Raw genomic sequence first — 18,954 nt, forward strand, 5'->3', positions numbered from 1 at the left:
CTGGCTCTGTTGCAAAAATCGTGAAGCTTGAGCATGCTTGGCGGAGATTGGACGGACGGAACGATGACGGATTTCAAGTGGCGCCATTTCCAGGGTGATGTGATCCTGTGGGCGGTGCGCTGGTATTGTCGCTATCCGATCAGCTATCGCGACCTTGAGGAAATGCTGGCGGAACGCGGCATTTCGGTCGACCATACGACGATCTATCGCTGGGTCCAGTGCTACGCCCCGGAGATGGAGAAGCGGCTGCGCTGGTTCTGGCGGCGTGGCTTTGATCCGAGCTGGCGCCTGGATGAAACCTACGTCAAGGTGCGGGGCAAGTGGACCTACCTGTACCGGGCAGTCGACAAGCGGGGCGACACGATCGATTTCTACCTGTCGCCGACCCGCAGCGCCAAGGCAGCGAAGCGGTTCCTGGGCAAGGCCCTGCGAGGCCTGAAGCACTGGGAAAAGCCTGCCACGCTCAATACCGACAAAGCGCCGAGCTATGGTGCAGCGATCACCGAATTGAAGCGCGAAGGAAAGCTGGACCGGGAGACGGCCCACCGGCAGGTGAAGTATCTCAATAACGTGATCGAGGCCGATCACGGAAAGCTCAAGATACTGATCAAGCCGGTGCGCGGTTTCAAATCGATCCCCACGGCCTATGCCACGATCAAGGGATTCGAAGTCATGCGAGCCCTGCGCAAAGGACAGGCTCGCCCCTGGTGCCTGCAGCCCGGCATCAGGGGCGAGGTGCGCCTTGTGGAGAGAGCTTTTGGCATTGGGCCCTCGGCGCTGACGGAGGCCATGGGCATGCTCAACCACCATTTCGCAGCAGCCGCCTGATCGGCGCAGAGCGACAGCCTACCTCTGACTGCCGCCAATCTTTGCAACAGAGCCCGGAGCACTACGCCGCGCGCGATCACGCTGGCAAGAACTCGCCGCGCAGTCCCGACGCACCGGCACCCCTTTCGACACACGCGACCTCGAAGCCCGCCTCCTGGCCGACGACGCCGACACCACCACCCAAGTCATCGGGTCCTGGACCTACGCCGGCACCGGCTGGCGCGACGACACCGAAGAAGCCCTCGCCCTCGCCACCGCCGCCCGCTCCCGCGAATACGACCTGTGGAAAGCCCAACGACGCACCACCCGAAGTGGACTAGAGAAAAGGACATGACGATGGCAGAGAAGTTGCTGATGACGGTGGCCGAAGCCGCTGAGGCGTTGAACGTCGGGAAGTCCGCGGTCTACGACCTCATCCGGATGAACCGCCTGCCCAGCGTGAAGATCGGTCGACTGCGTCGCATCCCGGTCTCCGCCGTTCGCGAGTACGTGGCGGCGGTCAGCGATGAATGGTCTCCGGCATGAGTCGCCGGGCCAACGGCGAAGGGTCCATCTACCAGCGCAAGGACGGACGCTGGACCGGCGCCGTCTACGTGCTGAACCGCGACGGCGGCCGGCAGCGGCGGCAGGTCTACGGCAAGACCCGCGCTGAGGTGGCCGGCAAGGTGGCTGACCTGCTCAGCCTGAACCGGAAGCACATCCCGGCCGCGCCGGTGGAGGTGACCGTGCAGCAGTACGCGCAGTCCTGGCTCGAGCGGCTCGGGGCGTCGGGGCTCAAGCCCGCAACGGTCAGCAACTATCGCTGGGTCCTCGACCGGCATGTCCTGCCGCACATCGGGCGTCAGCGGCTGGTCGCGCTGTCTCCTCAGCACGTGCGCAGCCTGCTGCTCGCCGTCTCGGAGTCCGGTGTCTCGCCCCGCACGGTGCAGCTGAGCCGAGCCGTGCTGCGCTCGATGCTCGCGGATGCCGAGCGCGATCAGCTGATCCACCGCAACGTCGCGGCGCTGGTCAAGGGACCGCGCGTCGAGAAGGAGGAGGTCGTTCCATGGACCGCGGACGAGGCGGGCACATTCCTCGACTCGCTGGAGGGGCACCGATTGCGCCCGCTGTTCGCCGTGGGAGTGGCCCTCGGCCTTCGCAAGGGCGAGCTGCTCGCCCTGAGATGGCAGGACGTCGACCTCGACGTGGGTGTGCTGCGCGTGCGGTCGACGGTCCAGCGGCTCGGAAAGGGCGTGGGGTTGGTGACGGGATCGCCCAAGACGGCCCGAAGTCGACGCACCCTGCCCCTGCCCCAGGTGCTGATCGACACCCTTCGCGAGCACCGAGCATCCCAGGAGCTGGAGCGTGAGGAGGCATCGTCGTGGCACGACTCCGGTCTGGTCTTCACGACGTCGAAGGGGACGATGATCGAGCCACGCAACCTCAACCGCTTCCTCGACGAGGCCATCGAGCGAGCCGGGCTGAGGCGGATCCGCTTCCACGACCTGCGCCACACGTGCGCATCGCTGCTGCTGGCGCAAGGCGTCTCACCTCGCGTGGTGATGGAGGTCCTCGGTCACTCCCAGATGAGCATGACCACCGACCTCTACGGTCACGTCATGCCGTCGTCGCTTCGGTCGGCGGCAGACGCTCTCGACGGGGTGTTCGGGTGATGGTCAGGTGGGCTCGAGCCGCCCGGTTGCTGTCACGGCTGCTGTCAGTGGCCGTCGCCGTCGTGCTGCGCAGGACCCCGAGGAACGAGTCAGGCCCTGCCGCGTTGCCGCTGGCAGGGCCTGTTCCGTCTGTCTCAACACAGAGCGCGCCCGTAGGGATTCGAACCCCAAACCTTCTGATCCGTAGTCAGATGCTCTATCCGTTGAGCTACGGGCGCTCGCCGCCCAGCGCTGCTCGGCGACAAGTGAAGAGAGTACCTGCTCGTGGCCGCGCGGCGAAATCGAGTCCTGTCAGTGGGTCGCGGAGCCCGTGGCGCCCCCGCTCTGGCCACCCGTCTGCCCGCCCGGAGCGGTGCCGGGCTGCCCCTGCTGGGTCTGGCCGGGCGCCTGCTGCCCGGTCCCACCCTGCTGGTTCGTCCCGCCCTGCTGGTTCATCCCGCCCTGCGGTGCCTGGCCGCCGGGGAAGCCCTGGCCACCGCCGGGGCCACCCCCTTCGCGTCCCGTGCTGCCCTGCTCGACCGTGGCCGCAGCGGCGACGGCACCGGCCGAGCTCAGCCCGATGGCCAGGGCGGCGGCGACGGCCGTCTTGCGGCCACGCCAGCGCGGCGGGTTGATGGCCGGAGCCGTCTTGGGCGACATCGGCTGCGCCGCGAAGGTCTGCGTCGCGTACTGCGGGGTGGGCTGGGTCGTGGGGTCCTGCGGAGGTGTCGTCATGCCGTCAACGCTCGGGCGCCCGGCTGTGGTGGACCTGTGCCGCAGCCGTCACGTGCCTACGGAGGGCTTCACAGGTGACGCACAGCGGACACATGGCGGAGCGCGGGGCGAAGGGGGTTGACTATCGCCATGGCCCAGCGCACCGCACTCCCCCCACTCGCCCGCCCGGACGGCTCGCCCGTGCGCGTGCTCGTCGTCGACGACGAGCCCAACCTCACCGAGCTCGTCTCCATGGCGCTGCGCTACGAGGGCTGGGAGGTGCGCTCCGCCGGCGCGGGTGCCGAGGCCGTGCGCACGGCACGGGAGTTCGGCCCGGACGCGGTGGTGCTCGACATGATGCTGCCCGACATCGACGGCCTCGAGGTGCTGCGCCGCATGCGCGCCGACGAGCCCGAGGTGCCGGTGCTCTTCCTCACCGCCCGCGACGCCGTCGAGGACCGCATCGCCGGCCTGACAGCGGGCGGCGACGACTACGTCACCAAGCCCTTCAGCCTCGAGGAGGTCGTCGCGCGGGTCCGGGCACTGCTGCGTCGCACCGCGGTCGTCGCGCAGGAGGCCTCCTCGCTGCTCGTCGTCGGCGACCTCACCCTCGACGAGGACAGCCACGAGGTCGTGCGCGGCGGTGACGAGATCACCCTGACAGCCACCGAGTTCGAGCTGCTGCGCTATCTCATGCGCAACCCGCGCCGTGTGCTGTCGAAGGCCCAGATCCTCGACCGGGTGTGGCACTACGACTTCGGCGGCCAGGCCAATGTCGTCGAGCTCTACATCTCCTACCTGCGCAAGAAGGTCGACGCCGGCCGCGAGCCGATGATCCACACCATGCGCGGCGCCGGCTACGTCCTCAAGCCCGCGAGATGACCTCCCTTCGCCGTCCGTCGACGTGGACGCTGCGGGCCAAGCTCGTCGCGTCGGTGCTCCTGCTCTTCCTCGCAGTCACCGCGCTCACCGGGACGCTCACGAGCATCGCCGCGCACCAGTACCTCACCCAGCAGGTCGACGACGATCTCGTCAACGCGTCCGACCGCTTCGTCGCGACGATCGACGGCACCGATCCCGACGGGCCCGGCGGGCCCCGCGGCGGACCACCCGCGGGCAGCAGCAATGCCGTGCTCCACCTCGTCCTGCTCGACGGCGAGGTCGCCATCGACCGGCGCACCGGCGAGCCCTTCAACTACGCGGTCAACGCCGCCGGCCACAACGACCGGCTGACGGACGCCCAGGTCGAGCAGCTCGACGACGCGGGCCTCGGCACCACGCCGCGCACGATCGATCTCGGCTCCACGATCGGCAGCTATCGCCTCGTCTCGGTGCGCACCGCCGACGGCTGGACCGCGATCACCGGCGTGCCCGTCGACCCGATCGAGAGCACCGTGACCGCGATCGTGCTCATCGTCGTCGGCTCCAGCCTCGTCGGCCTGGTCGGCGTGTGGGCCGGCGGCACCTATCTCGTGCGCCGCAACCTGCAGCCCCTGGAGCGGGTCGCCGGCACCGCGCGCCGGGTCTCCGAGCTCGAGCTCGACTCCGGTGACGTCGCCCTCGCCGAGCGCGTCCCCGACGTCGATCCCGGCACCGAGGTCGGGCAGGTCGGTCTGGCGCTCAACAGCATGCTCGACAACGTCGACGGAGCGCTGCGTGCCCGGCAGGAGTCGGAGACCCGGGTGCGCCAGTTCGTCGCCGACGCCAGCCACGAGCTGCGCACGCCGCTCGCATCGATCCGCGGCTACGCCGAGCTCTCTCGCCGCGAGCCCGATCCCGTGCCCCCGGGGGTCACCCACGCCCTCTCCCGGGTCGAGTCCGAGGCGCTGCGCATGCAGGACCTCGTCGAGGACCTGCTGCTCCTCGCCCGCCTCGACACCGGCCGCCCCCTCGAGCGCGAACCCGTCGACCTGACGATGCTCGCCATCGACGTCACCGGGGACGCCAGGGCCGCCGCCCCCGACCACCGCTGGGAGCTCGACCTGCCCCCCGAGCCGGTCGAGGTCGTCGGCGACCGCGCCCGCCTCCACCAGGTCCTCGCCAACCTCCTGGCCAATGCCCGCACGCACACGCCGGCAGGGACGACGGTGCGGACCTCCCTTCGCCTCGACGAAGGGGGCCGGCGTGCCGTCCTCGCGGTGCAGGACGACGGACCCGGGATCCCAGCAGCCTTGCTGCCCAACGTCTTCGAGCGGTTCACCCGCGGCGACGGGTCGCGCCAGCGCGCCTCCGGCAGCACCGGCCTCGGCCTGTCGATCGTCTCCGCGGTCACCCGCGCCCACGCTGGGGAGGTCGACGTGGAGTCGACCCCGGGCCGCACGGTCTTCACAGTGACGCTGCCGGTGGGGTGAGGTGCGGGCGGTCTCGAGGCTCGCTGGCGCTCGCACCTCGACCAGCGGGGGCGGCTCACACGCCGACCAACGGGTGACCACAGCAGGCGCACAGGGCCGGGCCGGAGCGTGGCGGTCATGGACACGATGACCTTCACCCCGCCCCCAGCGGTCGCGGCGGCGCCCCGCAGCGCGACGTCACCGCCGACCCGCCTGGCCCGCCTGTGGCGCGGCCCCGACACCGACCCGCGCTGGGCCCGACCGGCCCTGCTCGGTCTGCTCCTCGTCACGGCGCTCGCCTACCTGTGGAACCTCAGCGCCAACGGCTGGGCCAACTCCTTCTACTCCGCTGCGGTGCAGGCGGGGTCGCAGAGCTGGAGCGCGCTCTTCTACGGCGCCTCCGACGCGGCCGGGTCGATCACCGTCGACAAGCCGCCGGCCTCGCTGTGGGTCATGGCCCTGTCGGTGCGCCTCTTCGGCCTCAGCTCGTGGTCGATCCTCGTGCCGCAGGTGCTCATGGGGGTCGCGAGCGTCGGGCTCGTCCACGCCAGCGTCAAGCGGCACTGGGGCGCCGGGGCCGGCCTGCTCGCCGGCGCGGTCCTCGCGCTCACGCCGGTCGCCGTGCTGATGTTCCGCTTCAACAACCCCGACGCGCTCCTCGTGCTCCTCATGACGGCCGCCGCCTGGGCGACCGTGCACGCGATCGAGCGGGGATCGGTCCGCTGGTTCGCCCTCGTCGGCGCGCTCGTCGGCCTGGGCTTCCTCACCAAGACCCTGCAGGTCCTGCTCGTCGTGCCCTTCCTCGGCATCGCCTTCCTCGTCGCGGCCGACACCACCCTGCGCCGCCGTGCCGTCGGCTCGCTCGTCGGCGTCGCCACGATGCTTCTCACGGCTGGCTGGTGGGTCGCGATCGTCGAGCTCGTGCCCGCGAGCATGCGGCCCTACATCGGCGGCAGCCAGACCAACTCCTTCCTCGAGCTGACCTTCGGCTACAACGGCCTCGGCCGGATCAACGGCAACGAGACCGGCTCCGTCGGGGGCGGCAACGGCTGGGGCCAGACGGGCCTGCTGCGGATGTTCGAGTCCGGCTCCGGCGGCCAGATCTCCTGGCTCATCCCGAGCGCCCTCGTGCTGCTCGCCGTCGGTCTGTGGTTGCGCGGCCGCGCGCCGCGCACCGACGTGCGTCGCGCCGCCTACCTCGTCTGGGGCGGCTGGCTCCTCGTGACGATGCTCGTCTTCTCCTTCATGGCCGGCATCTTCCACGACTACTACACCGTGGCCCTGGCCCCGGCGGTCGCCGTTCTCGTCGGCGCCGGTGCCGCCGAGGCCTGGGAGCGAAGGGAGGACTCCGTCGGCTCCGTGGCCCTCGCCGTGGCGAGCGCCGCCGCAGGCGTGTGGGGCTTCATCCTGCTCAGTCGCACGACCGACTACGGCTGGTTGCGCGTGGCCGTCCTCGCCGCCGGCCTGGCCGCGGCCCTCATGCTCCTCGTCATCGCCCGGGTCCACCACCGAGCCGTCCCGGTCATCGCCGCCGTGGCGATCATCGCCGGTCTCGCGGGACCGGCCGCCTACTCGGCGACGACGCTCTCGCAGGGCTACTCCGGCTCGATCATCACGGCCGGCCCGTCCACCGGTGGCCCCGGCGGCGGGGGCGCTCCCGGTGGCGGCTCCCTTCGGGCAGGCGCCGGCGCGCCGCCCCAGGCAGCGGGAGGCACCGGAACCGGCGCGCCCTCTCAGGGAACGGGCGGCACGGGAGCCACCGCGCCCTCGCAGGGCGGAACCACCGCGCCCAACAGGACGGGAGGCGGCGGCATGGGCGGCCTGCTCGACGCGAGCACGCCGAGCACCGAGGTCGTCGCGGCCCTGTCGGCCGACGCCGACTCCTACACCTGGGTCGCCGCCGCCATCGGCTCGCAGAACGCGGCCGGCCTCCAGCTCGGCACCGAGCTGCCGGTCATGGCCATCGGCGGCTTCAACGGCTCCGACCCCTCCCCCACCCTCGAGCAGTTCCAGCAGTACGTCGAGGACGGCGAGATCCACTACTTCGCCGCCGGTGGCGGCATGGGCGGTGGCATGGGTGGCTCGGGCACGGGCTCGCAGATCTCCACCTGGGTGCAGGAGAACTTCACCGAGGTGACGATCGACGGCTCGACCTTCTACGACCTCACCCAGCCGGCCTCCTCCTCGACGACCACGACCACCGACGGGGCGAGCAATGTCTGACGCGCCCGTGCTCGACGTCGTCGTCCCGGTGTACAACGAGGAGCACACGCTCGGCGCCAGCGTGCACCGGCTGCACGAGCACCTCCGGCAGACCTTCCCCTACCCCTTCCGCATCACGGTGGCCGACAACGCGAGCACCGACACCACCCCGCTCGTGGCCGCCGAGCTCACGCGGCAGCTGCCCGGCGTGGTCCTCGTGCGGCTGGAGCAGAAGGGTCGTGGCCGCGCGCTCAAGCAGGTGTGGCTCGCGTCGCCGGCACCGGTGCTCGCCTACATGGACGTCGACCTGTCGACCGACCTCGACGCCCTGTGGCCACTCGTCGCCCCGCTCATGTCGGGTCACTCCGACCTGGCGATCGGCACCCGGCTGCACCAGGACAGCCGGGTCGTGCGCGGCGTGAAGCGCGAGCTCATCTCCCGCTCCTACAACCTCGTGCTCCGTGCCGCCCTCGGCGCCCGGTTCTCGGACGCCCAGTGCGGCTTCAAGGCGATCCGCGGTGACGTCGCGCGAGTGGTGCTGCCGCTCGTCGAGGACCCCACGTGGTTCTTCGACACCGAGCTGCTGACGATCGCGGAGCGCTGCGGCCTGCGCATCCACGAGGTGCCCGTCGACTGGTGGGACGACCCCGACAGCCGCGTCGACGTCATCGGCACCGCCCGGGACGACCTGCGTGGCGTGCGGCGGATGCAGCGCTCCTTCGCGGCCGGGCTGCTGCCCACGGAGGCGATCCGGCAGGAGATGGGGCGGGTCCCCCCTTCGTCGGGGGTGGGGGCGCACGTCGTGCGCTTCGGCGCGGTGGGCGTGGCCTCGACCCTGCTGCACCTCGGCCTCTTCGCCGGATTGGCCACGGTGGTCGGGCTCGGCTCGCAGACGGCCAATGTCACCGCCCTGCTGCTCGCGACGATCGCCAACACCTGGGCCAACCGGCGGTGGACTTTCGGGATCAGAGGGAGCGAAGGGAGCCTGCGTCACCAGGCGCAGGGCCTGCTCGTCTTCGCGGTGACGTGGGCGATGACCTCCGGCGCCCTCGGAGTGGTCCAGACGGTCTGGCCGGGCGCGCCCGTCGCCGTCGAGACGATCGTCATCGGTGTCGCCAACGTCGTGGCGACGGTCGCGAAGTTCGTCGCGATGCGCTCGTGGATCTTCGCCGACCGCGGTGGGAGCGAGCCGGCGACACCGGACCCGGTGGTCGAGGAGGTCCGTGAGATGGAGGGCGCTCGCTGACCCGGGGCCCCGGACGTGACAGGACCCCGGCCGCGTGGCGACCGGGGTCCTGCCTGCTGGCGGAGGCGGAGGGATTTGAACCCTCGATGGGCGGTTAGCCCAAACCGCATTAGCAGTGCGGCGCCATAGACCGGACTAGGCGACGCCTCCAGACAACCCGGACAGAGTATCTGCCGGGTGGGCGGGCATCCAACTCGGGGCCGTGCGGACCACCGGAGAGGGTCGATCAGCCGCAGATGTCCTCGTCGGCGGTGCGGCTCTCGACGGCGGTCGGGGCCGGTGGGGCCGTGACCGTCGCGGTCGGCAGCGGCTCGGAGCCCTGGCGGTTGGGCACCTCGCGGGCGGTGTCCGCACCCGAGCCGAGGACGACCTGGACGGTGCCCGCGGTGAGGCCCTCGTCGACGACGAACTTCGCGCCGGGGTAGGCGGCCGCGACGGTGCGGGCCGCCTCGGTGTCGCCCTGCGCGTGGCGCACGATGACCCCCTTCGTCGCCGAGGTGGGGGCCACGTCCGCGACCGTGGCGGTGAACCCCTGGACCTGCAGGGCCGCCATCTCCTGGCTCGCCAGACCGCTGGTGCCGGTGTCGTTGACGACGCTCACCGCGATGTCCGACGGGGCGACGGTGAGGGCGCGCTGCTTGATCTTCTTCTTCGGCTCCTGGCCGGGCAGCGGGGTGTCGTTGCGCACCGCGGTCCACAGCTCGTCGGCGGCCTCCTCGCGCCACTGCACGCGGTTGACGTCGGCGGGATAGGCCTCGGTGGGCACGGTGACGAAGACGATCTTGTCGGTGCCGATCCCCTTGAGGCTCGAGGCGATCGACATCATCCGACGCAGGCCGAGGTCGTCGTCCGCGGTCATCGACTTCGTCGCCGCGTCGAGGAACTTGTAGAGCCGGTCGGGGCGCAGCAGGAGCGAGGTCTTCGTCGCCTCCTGGGCCATCGACGACATGAAGGCCTGCTGCCGCTTGATCCGCTGCAGGTCGGAGCCGTCACCCAGCGTCTTGCGCATCCGGACGTAGCCGAGCGCCTCCTTGCCCTGCAGCCGCTGCCGTCCCGCCTCGAGGCTGATCTGCGCGTCCTCGTCGTGGACCGCCTCCGGCAGGCAGACCTCGACGCCGCCGAGGCCGTCGACCATCGACTGGAAGCCGCCGAAGTCGATGACGGCGACGTGGTCGACGTAGATGCCGGTGAGCCCCTCGAGGGTCTTGACCGTGCACGCCGGCCCGCCCTGGTTGAAGTTGTCGTTCCATCGACGGACCTCGCCGTTGGCGACCGTCGAGGTCGGGTCCGCGCAGTCGGTCGGCGCTTTGGTCATCGAGTCGCGCGGGATCGAGACGACGTACGTGGACTTGCGGTCGGCCGAGATGTGCACGAGCAGGTTGGTGTCGGAGCGCGGACCGCCCTCGGCGGTGCCGACGCCGTACTCGGTCGTCCCGAGCCCCTCGCGGGTGTCGGAGCCGATGACGAGGATGTTGAGCGCACCGTCGACGTCGTCGGGCCGCTGCGTGGAGCCGTGCCCGATGTCCACCCGCGAGATGTTGTCGTCGAGGTGCATGGCGACACCGAGCCCCACCGAGGTCGCGAGCGCGACGGCCGCTCCACCGGCGACGAGGGCACGGCGACGCCGGGTGGCTCGCCTGCCCTCGCGGTGCTCACGCAGCGTCGTGCGCGTGTGGTGGGTCCCGAGCCCGGCGGCGTGCTCCCGACGCGCGGCGCGGGAGCCGAAGGCGGGCTCGGACGTGGACTCGTCACGACCGCGCGGAGGGGAGCGACGACTGCGCTCGAGCTCTCGCTCGCGCTGTCGTCGTGCGGCGCGCGTCTCCGCAGGGCCGTCGTCCTCGGTGGTCATCGCGGGCACGATACAGGCAGGCACTGGGAGGCGGCGGCGTCATCGCAGGCGGACAACGACGAAAGCCCCCGCCTTCAGGCCGGGGGCCTCGCAGCCGGACAACGACGAAGGCCCCCGCCGTCAGGCGGGGGCCTTCGTATGGAAGCGGTGGGATCACCGCATCAGGTGTGCGTCGTCTCAGACGGGACGGACGCGCTCAGCCTGGGGGCCCTTGGGGCCCTGGGTGATCTCGAACTCGACGCGCTGCGCCTCGTCGAGGGACCGGTAGCCGGTCGTGTCGATAGCGGAGTAGTGAACGAACACGTCGGGGCCGCCGCCGTCCTGGGCGATGAAACCAAAGCCCTTCTCAGCGTTGAACCACTTAACGGTGCCCTGTGCCATGGGGTGAATCTCTTTCGTGTTGAACTATCCGGGCCCGCAGGTCGCGGTCCCTTGCCAGCTGCAAGCGCCCCTCGGCAGGGGGTACACGCCCCTGGAAACACTGTGGGCTCGACGTGGCGTCGGACCCGTTCGCATCATGCGAGAAGTTCTGTACTGCAACTACGCGGTGGACGCTACCAGCAAATACCCCGCGGAGCGCGATTGCGTCACATTGCCCGGAACGCTCCGCGCGCCTGCCCGGGCCGTACGCTCCGGGTCGGGAGCACCGCGACCCGTCGGTCAGGCGTGCCGGCGGACCGCGTCGATGGCCTCGGCATAGCCCGGCACGCCCCGGCCGACGATGACCTCGGCGGCCACGTCGGAGATGTAGGAGTGGTGGCGAAACTCCTCGCGGGCGTGCACGTCGGAGATGTGCACCTCGATGACCGGGCACCGCACGGCGGCGAGCGCGTCGCGGATCGCCACCGAGGTGTGGGTCCAGCCGCCGGCGTTGACGACCACACCGACCGCCCTCGTGCGCACCTCGTGGATCGCGTCGATCATGACGCCCTCGTGGTTGGTCTGCCGGAAGTCCAGGCTCCAGCCGAGCTCGTCGGTGCGGGCACGGCACAGGGCCTCGACATCGGCGAGCGTCTCGTGCCCGTAGACGTCGGGCTCGCGCTCGCCGAGGAGGTTGAGGTTGGGGCCGTTGAGGACCACGAGGACGGGTCGATCGCTCACCCCGGCAGCCTAGTGCGAAGGGAGTCTCAGCCCTCCCGCCGCAGGGTCCGCTCGAAGAGCCGTCGGGTCGCGCGCGGCAGCACCGACTCGGCGACCTGCACGTCGAGCGCGGGCCGCTCGCAGCTCACGCCGTAGCAGAAGGCGTCCGGCCGCGGCGTCCCTTCGTCGGCGAGGCGCGGCAGCTGCGGCCCCTCGAGGAGCGAGCGGAAGGCGCGCGCGTCGGGCGGGGGGAGCTCGCCGAGCCGGAGCTCCCGGGTGCGGGTCATGCCGCCGACCCCTCCGGTCCGGGTGAGCCGCAGCGCGGCGTCCTCGTCGGCCGGCTCAGGCGGCGCAGTCCGCTCCTTGGAAGGCGCGGGGGCTCCCCCTTCGCCGGCGGGGGTGACGCCCACCTGCTGCCAGGCGTCGACCACGGCTGCTGCCTGTGTGGAGCCCTCGCCGTAGCGGGCACCTGCGGCCGCGACGGTGAGGGCGGCGAAGGTCGCGAAGTCGCAGTCGGCGCTGATGTCGCCCAGGAGCACGTCGCGCCAGATGAGGCCGGGTGCCTGCCACGCGGGGCCGCCGATCGCGGTCGCCGCCAGGTGGAAGGCCTTGTTGGGGATGCCGGAGTTGATGTGAACGCCGCCGTTGTCGTCGCTCGTGCGCACGAAGTCGTCCATGTGCGCCGGCTGCGGGTCGCGACCCAGCCGGGGGTCGTCGTAGGCGGTGCCCGGCGCCGCCATCGACCGCAGCGCGCGGCCCTGCACCCCGGGCAGCAGCAGCTCGGCGCCGATGAGCCAGTCGGCCTCGTCGGCGGACTGGTCGAGGTGGCGCTGCTTGACGAGGACCCCGAAGACGTCGGAGACGTGCTCGTTGAGCGCCCCGGACTGACCGCGGTAGAGCAGCCCCGCCGTGTGCTCGGTGACCCCGTGCGCGAGCTCGTGCCCGATGACGTCGAGGCTGGCGGTGAAGCGGCCGAAGGTCTCGCCGTCACCGTCGCCGAAGACCATCTGCTCGCCGTTCCAGAAGGCGTTGTCGTACTGCTCGGCGTAGTGCACCGTCGCGACGAGCGGCATCCCCGCCCCGTCGAGCGAGTCGCGGCCGTACTCCTGCGCCCACAGCTGCCAGGTCAGGCCGAGCCCGTCGTGGGCCTCGTCGGCTGCCGGGTCACCCGTCGGCGGGTCGCCCTCGGCGCGCACGACGTCGCCGGGCAGGTCCTCGCCCCCGCGCGCGTCGTGGATGGTGCGGCGCGGCCCGGCCTCACCCGACCGGTCCGGCGGCACGGCGGTGGTGCGGGACCCGACAGGGGGCCGCTCATGACGCAGCGAGGCATCGATGGCCAGCGTGCGGGCGGCGACGAGCGCCGGGCCCGGCTGGTCGGAGCGGGCGAGCGCGGCGAGGACGTGCGGGGGGACGATGCTGCACCGGGTCATCCACCCAGTGAACTCCTCACCCCCGACAACCGCACCCGGTCGCGTCCGGCCTCCGGAGGAGCAGCGGAGGGCGTGGGATTCGAACCCACGATGACGTTGCCGCCATAGCGGTTTTCAAGACCGCCGCACTAGGCCACTATGCGAGCCCTCCTGGCCCGCCGGGAGGCGGGCGAGTCCACGGTAGGCCATGCCTGTCGCAGGTAGTGTCGAGGGCAGAAGTCACCGCAGAGCGAAAGGACCACACGATGTCGAAGATCTCCTTCGTCCTCGGCGCCGCCGTCGGCTACGTGCTCGGTGCACGAGCTGGCCGCCAGCGCTACGAGCAGATCCGATCCGGCGCCGCCAAGGCGTGGCAGTCGCAGCCGGTGCAGCAGCAGGTGGCGACCGCGAAGCACGCCGCCAAGACCAAGGCCGCCCCCGCCGCGCTCGACGCCGTGAGCACCGCCGCCTCTGTCGCGGGCGACAAGATGCGCGAGGGCGCCAGCAAGATCAAGGGCGACCCGTCGCGCGACGTCCCGGGCGGTGTCGCCGCCGACACCCAGGGCCCGTCGACCTACCCGCTGGGTGACGGCCCGACACCGGCCTGACCCGCGACGTGACGAAGGGGGGTGCCCCACCGATGACCGGTGGGGCACCCCCTTCGCCATGCGGCCTCAGATGAAGAGCGCCGGGTCCGCGTAGAGCAGCTCCTGCGGGGAGAGGGCGTCGCGGCCCTCGAGCGCCGGGAAGCGGTACTGCGCCGGGATGCCCGTGGCGACGGCGCCGGTCGGCACGTCCTTGACGACGACCGAGTTGGCGCCGACCTTGACGTTGTTGCCGACGTGGACGTCGCCGAGGATCTTCGCCCCCGCGCCGACCATGACGTGGTCGCCGAGGGTGGGGTGGCGCTTGACCCGCCGACCCGAGGTGCCGCCGAGCGTCACGCCGTGGAAGAGCATGACGTCGTCGCCGACGACCGCCGTCTCGCCGATGACGACACCCATCCCGTGGTCGATGAAGAAGCGGCGCCCGATGTGGGCACCCGGGTGGATCTCGATCCCGGTGAAGGAGCGCGAGAGATAGGCGAGCACGCGCGCGGGCCACTTCCCGCCGGGGCGCATCCACCAGCGGTGGCCGATGCGGTGCAGCCAGATGGCGTGCAGCCCGGCGGAGGTCAGGAGCACGACCCACCGCGAGGTCGCGGCGGGGTCGCGCTCCATGGCCGCGGCGAGATCCTCACGGATCGTGGCCCGGATCGACAGGTGGGAGGCCACGGTCAGTCGAGCAGGCCCTCGAAGAGCGGGGTGGAGAGGTAACGCTCGCCGAAGCTCGGGATGATGACGACGATCGTCTTGCCGGCGTTCTCCGGCCGGCGGGCCACCTGGTCCGCCGCCGCGAAGGCGGCGCCGGAGGAGATGCCGACGAGCAGACCCTCGTCGGTGGCCGATCGACGCGCCCAGTCCATCGCCGTCGGGGCGTCGATGTCGATGACCTCGTCGTAGATCTCGGTGTCGAGGATCTCGGGCACGAAGTTGGCACCCAGGCCCTGGATCTTGTGCGGGCCGGGGGCGCCACCGTTGAGGATCGGGGACTCGGCCGGCTCGACCGCGATGATCTGGATGTCCGACTTCTGCGAGCGCAGGTAGCGGCCGGCGCCGGTGATGGTGCCGCCGGTGCCGATGCCGGAGATGAGGATGTCGACCTCACCGTCGGTGTCCTCCCAGATCTCCGGACCAGTGGTCTTCTCGTGGATGGCCGGGTTGGCCGCGTTGGCGAACTGGCGAGCCTGGACCGCGCCCCGCTCGACAGCGATCTCCTCGGCCTTCTCGACCGCGCCCTTCATCCCCTTGGCGCCCTCGGTGAGGACGAGTTCCGCCCCGTAGGCCCGCAGCAGCGCCCGGCGCTCCTTGGACATGGTCTCCGGCATGGCGAGAACGACCTTGTAGCCGCGGGCCGCACCGACCATGGCCAGGGCGATACCCGTGTTGCCCGAGGTCGCCTCGACGATCGTGCCGCCGGGCTCAAGGTCACCGGAGGCCTCCGCCGCGTCGATGATCGCGGCACCGATACGGTCCTTGACCGAGCTGGCGGGGTTGTAGAACTCGAGCTTCGCGGCGACCGTGGCCTCGGAGTCGATGATGCGGTTGATCCGCACCAGCGGGGTCCGGCCGACGAGCTTGGTGGCGTCTTCGTAGATGGGCAACGCGGTTCCTTCCATCGGGGCTGACTGGGTGCCGCGGTGCGCGGCGGCTCGCCCGCGACAACGAACGAGATGTTATGGATATTCCAACACCGCGTTATCTATTGCCGCAAGCGGGTCTCACCGCCACGAGGCGAAGGGGGCCGGGCCCTCCCTTCGCCCGTCGTCCGGTGCTGGTGAGGGTCGGCTTGGGTGACGAGTGCCGCACCTCCATCAGGCTGTCGGGGCAGGGCTCGAGACCTAGACTCGACCCCATGTCTGCCCTCCAGATCGTCGCGATCATCCTCGGGGTCGGGATCACCATCGTCGGATGGGGCCTGCTCGCTCGAGCCGTCAAGCACTTCGTCACCGTCTTCAAGCTCGGAGCGTCGACGCCGGCCAAGGAGCGCACGGGTCAGCCCGGCGCCCGCACGGCGACGCTGCTGCGGGAGTTCCTCGGACACACCCGGATGTCGCGACTGCCCATCGTGGCGATCGCGCACTGGGTCACGATGATCTCCTTCGGGGTCCTCTTCCTGACCCTGGTGCAGGCGACGGTCCAGCTCTTCGACGCTCACTTCGTGCTGCCGCTCATCGGCCACTTCTTCCTCTACGAGTGGATCACCGAGCTCTTCGCGATGACCGGCATCATCACGATCGTCATGCTGATGGTCATCCGGCAGAAGAACCACCCGCGCTCGGCCGCCGGCGACGAGGGCCGCAAGTCCCGCTTCTTCGGCTCGACCTTCTGGCAGGCCTACTACGTCGAGCTGACGATCCTCGGCGTGGGCATCTGCATCGCCCTGCTGCGCGGCCTGGAGCGCGCGCTCCTGCTCAACACCGGCGAGGCCGACCACGCCTCGCTCCTGCACTTCCCGCTCACGGGCTGGCTGGGCTCGCTCTTCACCGGCATGTCGGTCGAGGCCCTCGAGGCGGGCATCGTGATCGTCGCGCTCATCAAGCTGCTGATCTCCTACGCCTGGATGATCACCATCTCGATCAACCCGACGATGGGTGTCGCCTGGCACCGCTTCCTCGCCTTCTTCAACATCTACTTCAAGCGTCACGCCGACGGCCGCACCTCCCTGGGTGAGCTGCAGCCGATGCTCGTCGACGGCAAGCCCTTCTCCATGGAGGTCATGGAGGAGATGGAGGAGGACTCCACCCTCGGCGTCGGCAAGGTCGAGGACTTCACGTGGAAGGGCCTGCTCGACTTCAGCACCTGCACCGAGTGCGGTCGCTGCCAGAGCCAGTGCCCCGCGTGGAACACCGAGAAGCCCCTCTCCCCCAAGCTGCTCATGATGACGCTGCGCGACCACGCGCACGCCAAGGCTCCGTACCTCGCTGCGGCACAGGGCGTCTCGGGCGTCTACACCCCCGCGAGCGCCGCCAAGGGCCAGACCGCCGACGGTGCCGTCGCCTTCGGTGGCGCCGAGGCCGGGCAGGCCGAGGGCGCGGTCGCGACGGCCGAGCCGTACGCGATCAACTGGGGCGAGATGTCCCTCGTCGGCCAGACCGGCTACGACATCGACCACCCGCTGTCGGCCTACAACCCGCACGGCCCCGACGCGGTCATCGACGAGGACGTCCTGTGGTCGTGCACCACCTGTGGCGCCTGCGTCGAGCAGTGCCCCGTCGACATCGAGCACGTCGACCACATCGTCGACATGCGCCGCTACCAGAACCTCATCGAGTCGGCCTTCCCGAGCGAGCTCGGGGGCCTGTTTAAGAAGCTGGAGTCCAAGGGCAACCCCTGGGGCATGGGCGCCAAGGCGCGCATGGACTGGGCGAAGGACCTCCCCTTCGCCGTCAAGGTGCTCGGCGAGGACGTCGAGTCCGCCGACGACGTCGACTACCTCTTCTGGGTCGGCTGCGCCGGCGCCTACGAGGACCGCGCGAAGAAGACGACCCGCGCCGTGGCCGAGCTCTTCGACCACGCCGGCGTGAGCTTCGCCGTCCTGGGCAACGGCGAGACCTGCACCGGTGACTCCGCTCGCCGTGCGGGCAACGAGGTCCTCTTCCAGATGCTCGCTGAGCAGAACGTCGAGACCCTCAACGAGCTCGGCGCGACGAAGATCGTCGTCACCTGCGCGCACTGCTTCAACACGATCAAGAACGAGTACCCGCAGCTCGGCGGCAAGTACGAGGTGCTGCACCACACGCAGCTGCTCAACCGTCTCGTCCGCGAGAAGAAGATCGTCCCGGTCAACCGCCCGGAGGGTCCGCGCAAGTCGAGCAACAAGGACGTCGCCTCCTCGGCTCCGTCCGTGACCTACCACGACCCCTGCTACCTGGGTCGCCACAACAACGTCTACGCCCCGCCGCGTGAGCTCATCTCGGCCCTGCCGGGTGTCGAGCTCAAGGAGATGGAGCGGTCGAAGGAGAAGTCCTTCTGCTGTGGCGCCGGTGGTGCCCGCATGTGGATGGAGGAGCAGCTCGGCTCCCGCATCAACCTCAACCGCACCGAGGAGGCCATCGCGACCGGCGCCGACCGGATCGCCGTGGGCTGCCCCTTCTGCCGCGTCATGCTGAGCGACGGCCTCACGGCCAAGCAGTCCGAGGGTGCCTCCGAGGACATCGAGGTCGTCGACGTCGCGCAGATGCTGCTCGCGTCGGTCAAGGAGGCCGCTCCGGCCCCGGCGAAGGCCGCGCCTGCCGCCGCCGAGACCGAGGAGTCCACCGAGGCCGCCCCGACGGCGGAGGCCACGCAGGCCCCGGCCGAGGCGAAGGGGGCGCAGGCTCCGGGTGACGAGGAGACGAAGACCGAGGCGCCTGCCACCGAGGCCACCGCCGCGGACAAGAACGCCGCACCCTCGTGGGAGACGGGCGCCGCCGCTGGTGGCGCTGCTGCTGCCGCGGGCACCGCGGCCGCCGCTACCTCGGCTGCGGACAAGAACGCGGCTCCTTCGTGGGAGACCGGCTCGGCTGCGGACAAGAACGCGGCTCCTTCGTGGGAGACCGGCTCGGCTGCCGAGAAGAACGCGGCCCCGTCCTGGGAGACCGGTGCTGCCGCGCCGGCCGCCGAGGAGCCGAAGGCCGAGGCGCCCGCCGCCGACGCCAGCGCTGCGGACAAGAACGCCGCACCCTCGTGGGAGACCGGCTCGGCTGCCGAGAAGAACGCCGCCCCGTCCTGGGAGACCGGTGCCACCGCGCCGGCCGCCGAGGAGGCGAAGACCGAGGCGCCCGCCGCCGAGGCCACCGCTGCGGACAAGAACGCCGCCCCGTCCTGGGAGACCGGTGCCACCGCGCCGGCCGCCGAGGAGGCGAAGACCGAGGCGCCCGCCGCCGAGGCCACCGCCACTCCGGCTGCTGACGACTCGGTCGCAGCGAAGAACGCGGCTCCCTCCTGGGAGACCGGTTCGGCTCCTACCGCGCCGGCTGCGGGCACCACGGCTGACGAGGCGAAGAGCGAGGAGACCTCGGCCGAGGCACCCGCCGCCGAGGTCACCGAGGCACCCGCCGCCGAGGCCACCGAGGCACCCGCTG

15 protein-coding genes, 3 tRNA genes and 1 pseudogene are annotated in these 18,954 nt (G+C 70.9%); 9 read left to right on the forward strand and 10 right to left on the reverse strand.

The features are described from left to right. The first annotated feature begins 63 nt into the window (after nucleotides 1-63). The 3 genes from ACQBJO_RS14655 to ACQBJO_RS14665 all read left to right on the forward strand — a co-directional run bounded on the left by ACQBJO_RS14655 (nucleotide 64) and on the right by ACQBJO_RS14665 (nucleotide 2,480). Entirely contained in the window at nucleotides 64-828 is a 765-nt protein-coding gene (locus tag ACQBJO_RS14655) for an IS6-like element IS6100 family transposase (protein WP_001389365.1), read from the forward strand. Between the two features lie 330 nt (nucleotides 829-1,158). Further along, the gene (locus ACQBJO_RS14660) at nucleotides 1,159-1,353 is read left to right on the forward strand and encodes a helix-turn-helix domain-containing protein (protein WP_192910948.1); all 195 of its coding nucleotides are present in this window, start codon (nucleotides 1,159-1,161) and stop codon (nucleotides 1,351-1,353) included. 128 nt (nucleotides 1,354-1,481) lie between these two features. Next, entirely contained in the window at nucleotides 1,482-2,480 is a 999-nt protein-coding gene (locus tag ACQBJO_RS14665) for a tyrosine-type recombinase/integrase (RefSeq protein WP_430407117.1), read from the forward strand. Nucleotides 2,481-2,625: 145 nt separating this feature from the next. Here the strand turns inward: ACQBJO_RS14665 and ACQBJO_RS14670 are convergent. Beyond that, nucleotides 2,626-2,698: transfer RNA gene (locus tag ACQBJO_RS14670), tRNA-Arg, on the reverse strand. A 73-nt stretch (nucleotides 2,699-2,771) separates the two neighbouring features. Continuing rightward, nucleotides 2,772-3,194, reverse strand: coding sequence for a hypothetical protein (locus ACQBJO_RS14675; RefSeq protein ID WP_255184442.1), 423 nt, complete (start codon nucleotides 3,192-3,194; stop codon nucleotides 2,772-2,774). A 129-nt stretch (nucleotides 3,195-3,323) separates the two neighbouring features. Between ACQBJO_RS14675 and ACQBJO_RS14680 the strand changes: the two genes are divergently transcribed. The 4 genes from ACQBJO_RS14680 (at nucleotide 3,324) to ACQBJO_RS14695 (ending at nucleotide 8,951) form a co-directional block, all read left to right on the forward strand. After that, a complete protein-coding gene (locus ACQBJO_RS14680; protein WP_255184443.1) occupies nucleotides 3,324-4,055 on the forward strand; it encodes a response regulator transcription factor in 732 nt (243 codons plus the stop codon). Next, nucleotides 4,052-5,524, forward strand: coding sequence for a sensor histidine kinase (locus ACQBJO_RS14685; protein WP_421009233.1), 1,473 nt, complete (start codon nucleotides 4,052-4,054; stop codon nucleotides 5,522-5,524). Before ACQBJO_RS14680 ends, ACQBJO_RS14685 begins: the two co-directional genes overlap by 4 nt. A 117-nt stretch (nucleotides 5,525-5,641) precedes the next feature. Continuing rightward, nucleotides 5,642-7,726, forward strand: a complete 2,085-nt coding sequence (locus ACQBJO_RS14690) for an ArnT family glycosyltransferase (protein WP_255184445.1) — start codon at nucleotides 5,642-5,644, stop codon at nucleotides 7,724-7,726. After that, nucleotides 7,719-8,951, forward strand: a complete 1,233-nt coding sequence (locus ACQBJO_RS14695) for a glycosyltransferase (protein ID WP_421009232.1) — start codon at nucleotides 7,719-7,721, stop codon at nucleotides 8,949-8,951. The genes ACQBJO_RS14690 and ACQBJO_RS14695 overlap by 8 nt, the downstream gene beginning before the upstream one ends. A gap of 57 nt (nucleotides 8,952-9,008) precedes the next feature. Here the strand turns inward: ACQBJO_RS14695 and ACQBJO_RS14700 are convergent. The 6 genes from ACQBJO_RS14700 to ACQBJO_RS14725 all read right to left on the reverse strand — a co-directional run bounded on the left by ACQBJO_RS14700 (nucleotide 9,009) and on the right by ACQBJO_RS14725 (nucleotide 13,461). Continuing rightward, a tRNA-Ser gene (locus tag ACQBJO_RS14700) sits at nucleotides 9,009-9,101 on the reverse strand. 76 nt (nucleotides 9,102-9,177) lie between these two features. Continuing rightward, a complete protein-coding gene (locus ACQBJO_RS14705; RefSeq protein WP_421009231.1) occupies nucleotides 9,178-10,800 on the reverse strand; it encodes an LCP family protein in 1,623 nt (540 codons plus the stop codon). Between the two features lie 177 nt (nucleotides 10,801-10,977). After that, the gene (locus ACQBJO_RS14710) at nucleotides 10,978-11,181 is read right to left on the reverse strand and encodes a cold-shock protein (protein WP_007927749.1); all 204 of its coding nucleotides are present in this window, start codon (nucleotides 11,179-11,181) and stop codon (nucleotides 10,978-10,980) included. A 279-nt stretch (nucleotides 11,182-11,460) separates the two neighbouring features. Continuing rightward, complete coding sequence (aroQ, locus tag ACQBJO_RS14715) at nucleotides 11,461-11,901, reverse strand: type II 3-dehydroquinate dehydratase (protein ID WP_421009230.1); 441 nt, start codon at nucleotides 11,899-11,901, stop codon at nucleotides 11,461-11,463. A 26-nt stretch (nucleotides 11,902-11,927) separates the two neighbouring features. After that, nucleotides 11,928-13,310 (reverse strand): protealysin inhibitor emfourin, encoded by a 1,383-nt coding sequence (locus ACQBJO_RS14720; protein WP_421009229.1) that lies wholly within the window; start codon nucleotides 13,308-13,310, stop codon nucleotides 11,928-11,930. A 64-nt stretch (nucleotides 13,311-13,374) separates the two neighbouring features. Continuing rightward, a tRNA-Ser gene (locus tag ACQBJO_RS14725) sits at nucleotides 13,375-13,461 on the reverse strand. Nucleotides 13,462-13,555: 94 nt separating this feature from the next. Here ACQBJO_RS14725 and ACQBJO_RS14730 point away from each other — a divergent pair. Continuing rightward, nucleotides 13,556-13,897, forward strand: coding sequence for a protoporphyrinogen oxidase (locus ACQBJO_RS14730; RefSeq protein WP_421009228.1), 342 nt, complete (start codon nucleotides 13,556-13,558; stop codon nucleotides 13,895-13,897). Nucleotides 13,898-13,963: 66 nt separating this feature from the next. Here ACQBJO_RS14730 and cysE read toward each other — a convergent pair whose 3' ends face one another. Both cysE and cysK read right to left on the reverse strand, forming a co-directional pair. Next, on the reverse strand, nucleotides 13,964-14,563 hold the full coding sequence (cysE, locus tag ACQBJO_RS14735) for a serine O-acetyltransferase (RefSeq protein WP_421009227.1): 600 nt from the start codon (nucleotides 14,561-14,563) through the stop codon (nucleotides 13,964-13,966). Nucleotides 14,564-14,565: 2 nt separating this feature from the next. After that, nucleotides 14,566-15,492: a cysteine synthase A gene (cysK, locus tag ACQBJO_RS14740; RefSeq protein ID WP_427801516.1), complete on the reverse strand. Its 927-nt coding sequence runs from the start codon at nucleotides 15,490-15,492 to the stop codon at nucleotides 14,566-14,568. Between the two features lie 251 nt (nucleotides 15,493-15,743). On the opposite strand from cysK, the pseudogene ACQBJO_RS14745 reads away from it, so the two are divergent. Further along, a pseudogene (locus ACQBJO_RS14745) lies at nucleotides 15,744-18,113 on the forward strand ((Fe-S)-binding protein); the annotation flags it as partial. Nucleotides 18,114-18,954 lie beyond the last annotated feature (841 nt).

Origin of the sequence: Janibacter zhangyanbonis (assembly GCF_050507325.1) — a bacterium.
Lineage (GTDB): Bacteria > Actinomycetota > Actinomycetes > Actinomycetales > Dermatophilaceae > Janibacter.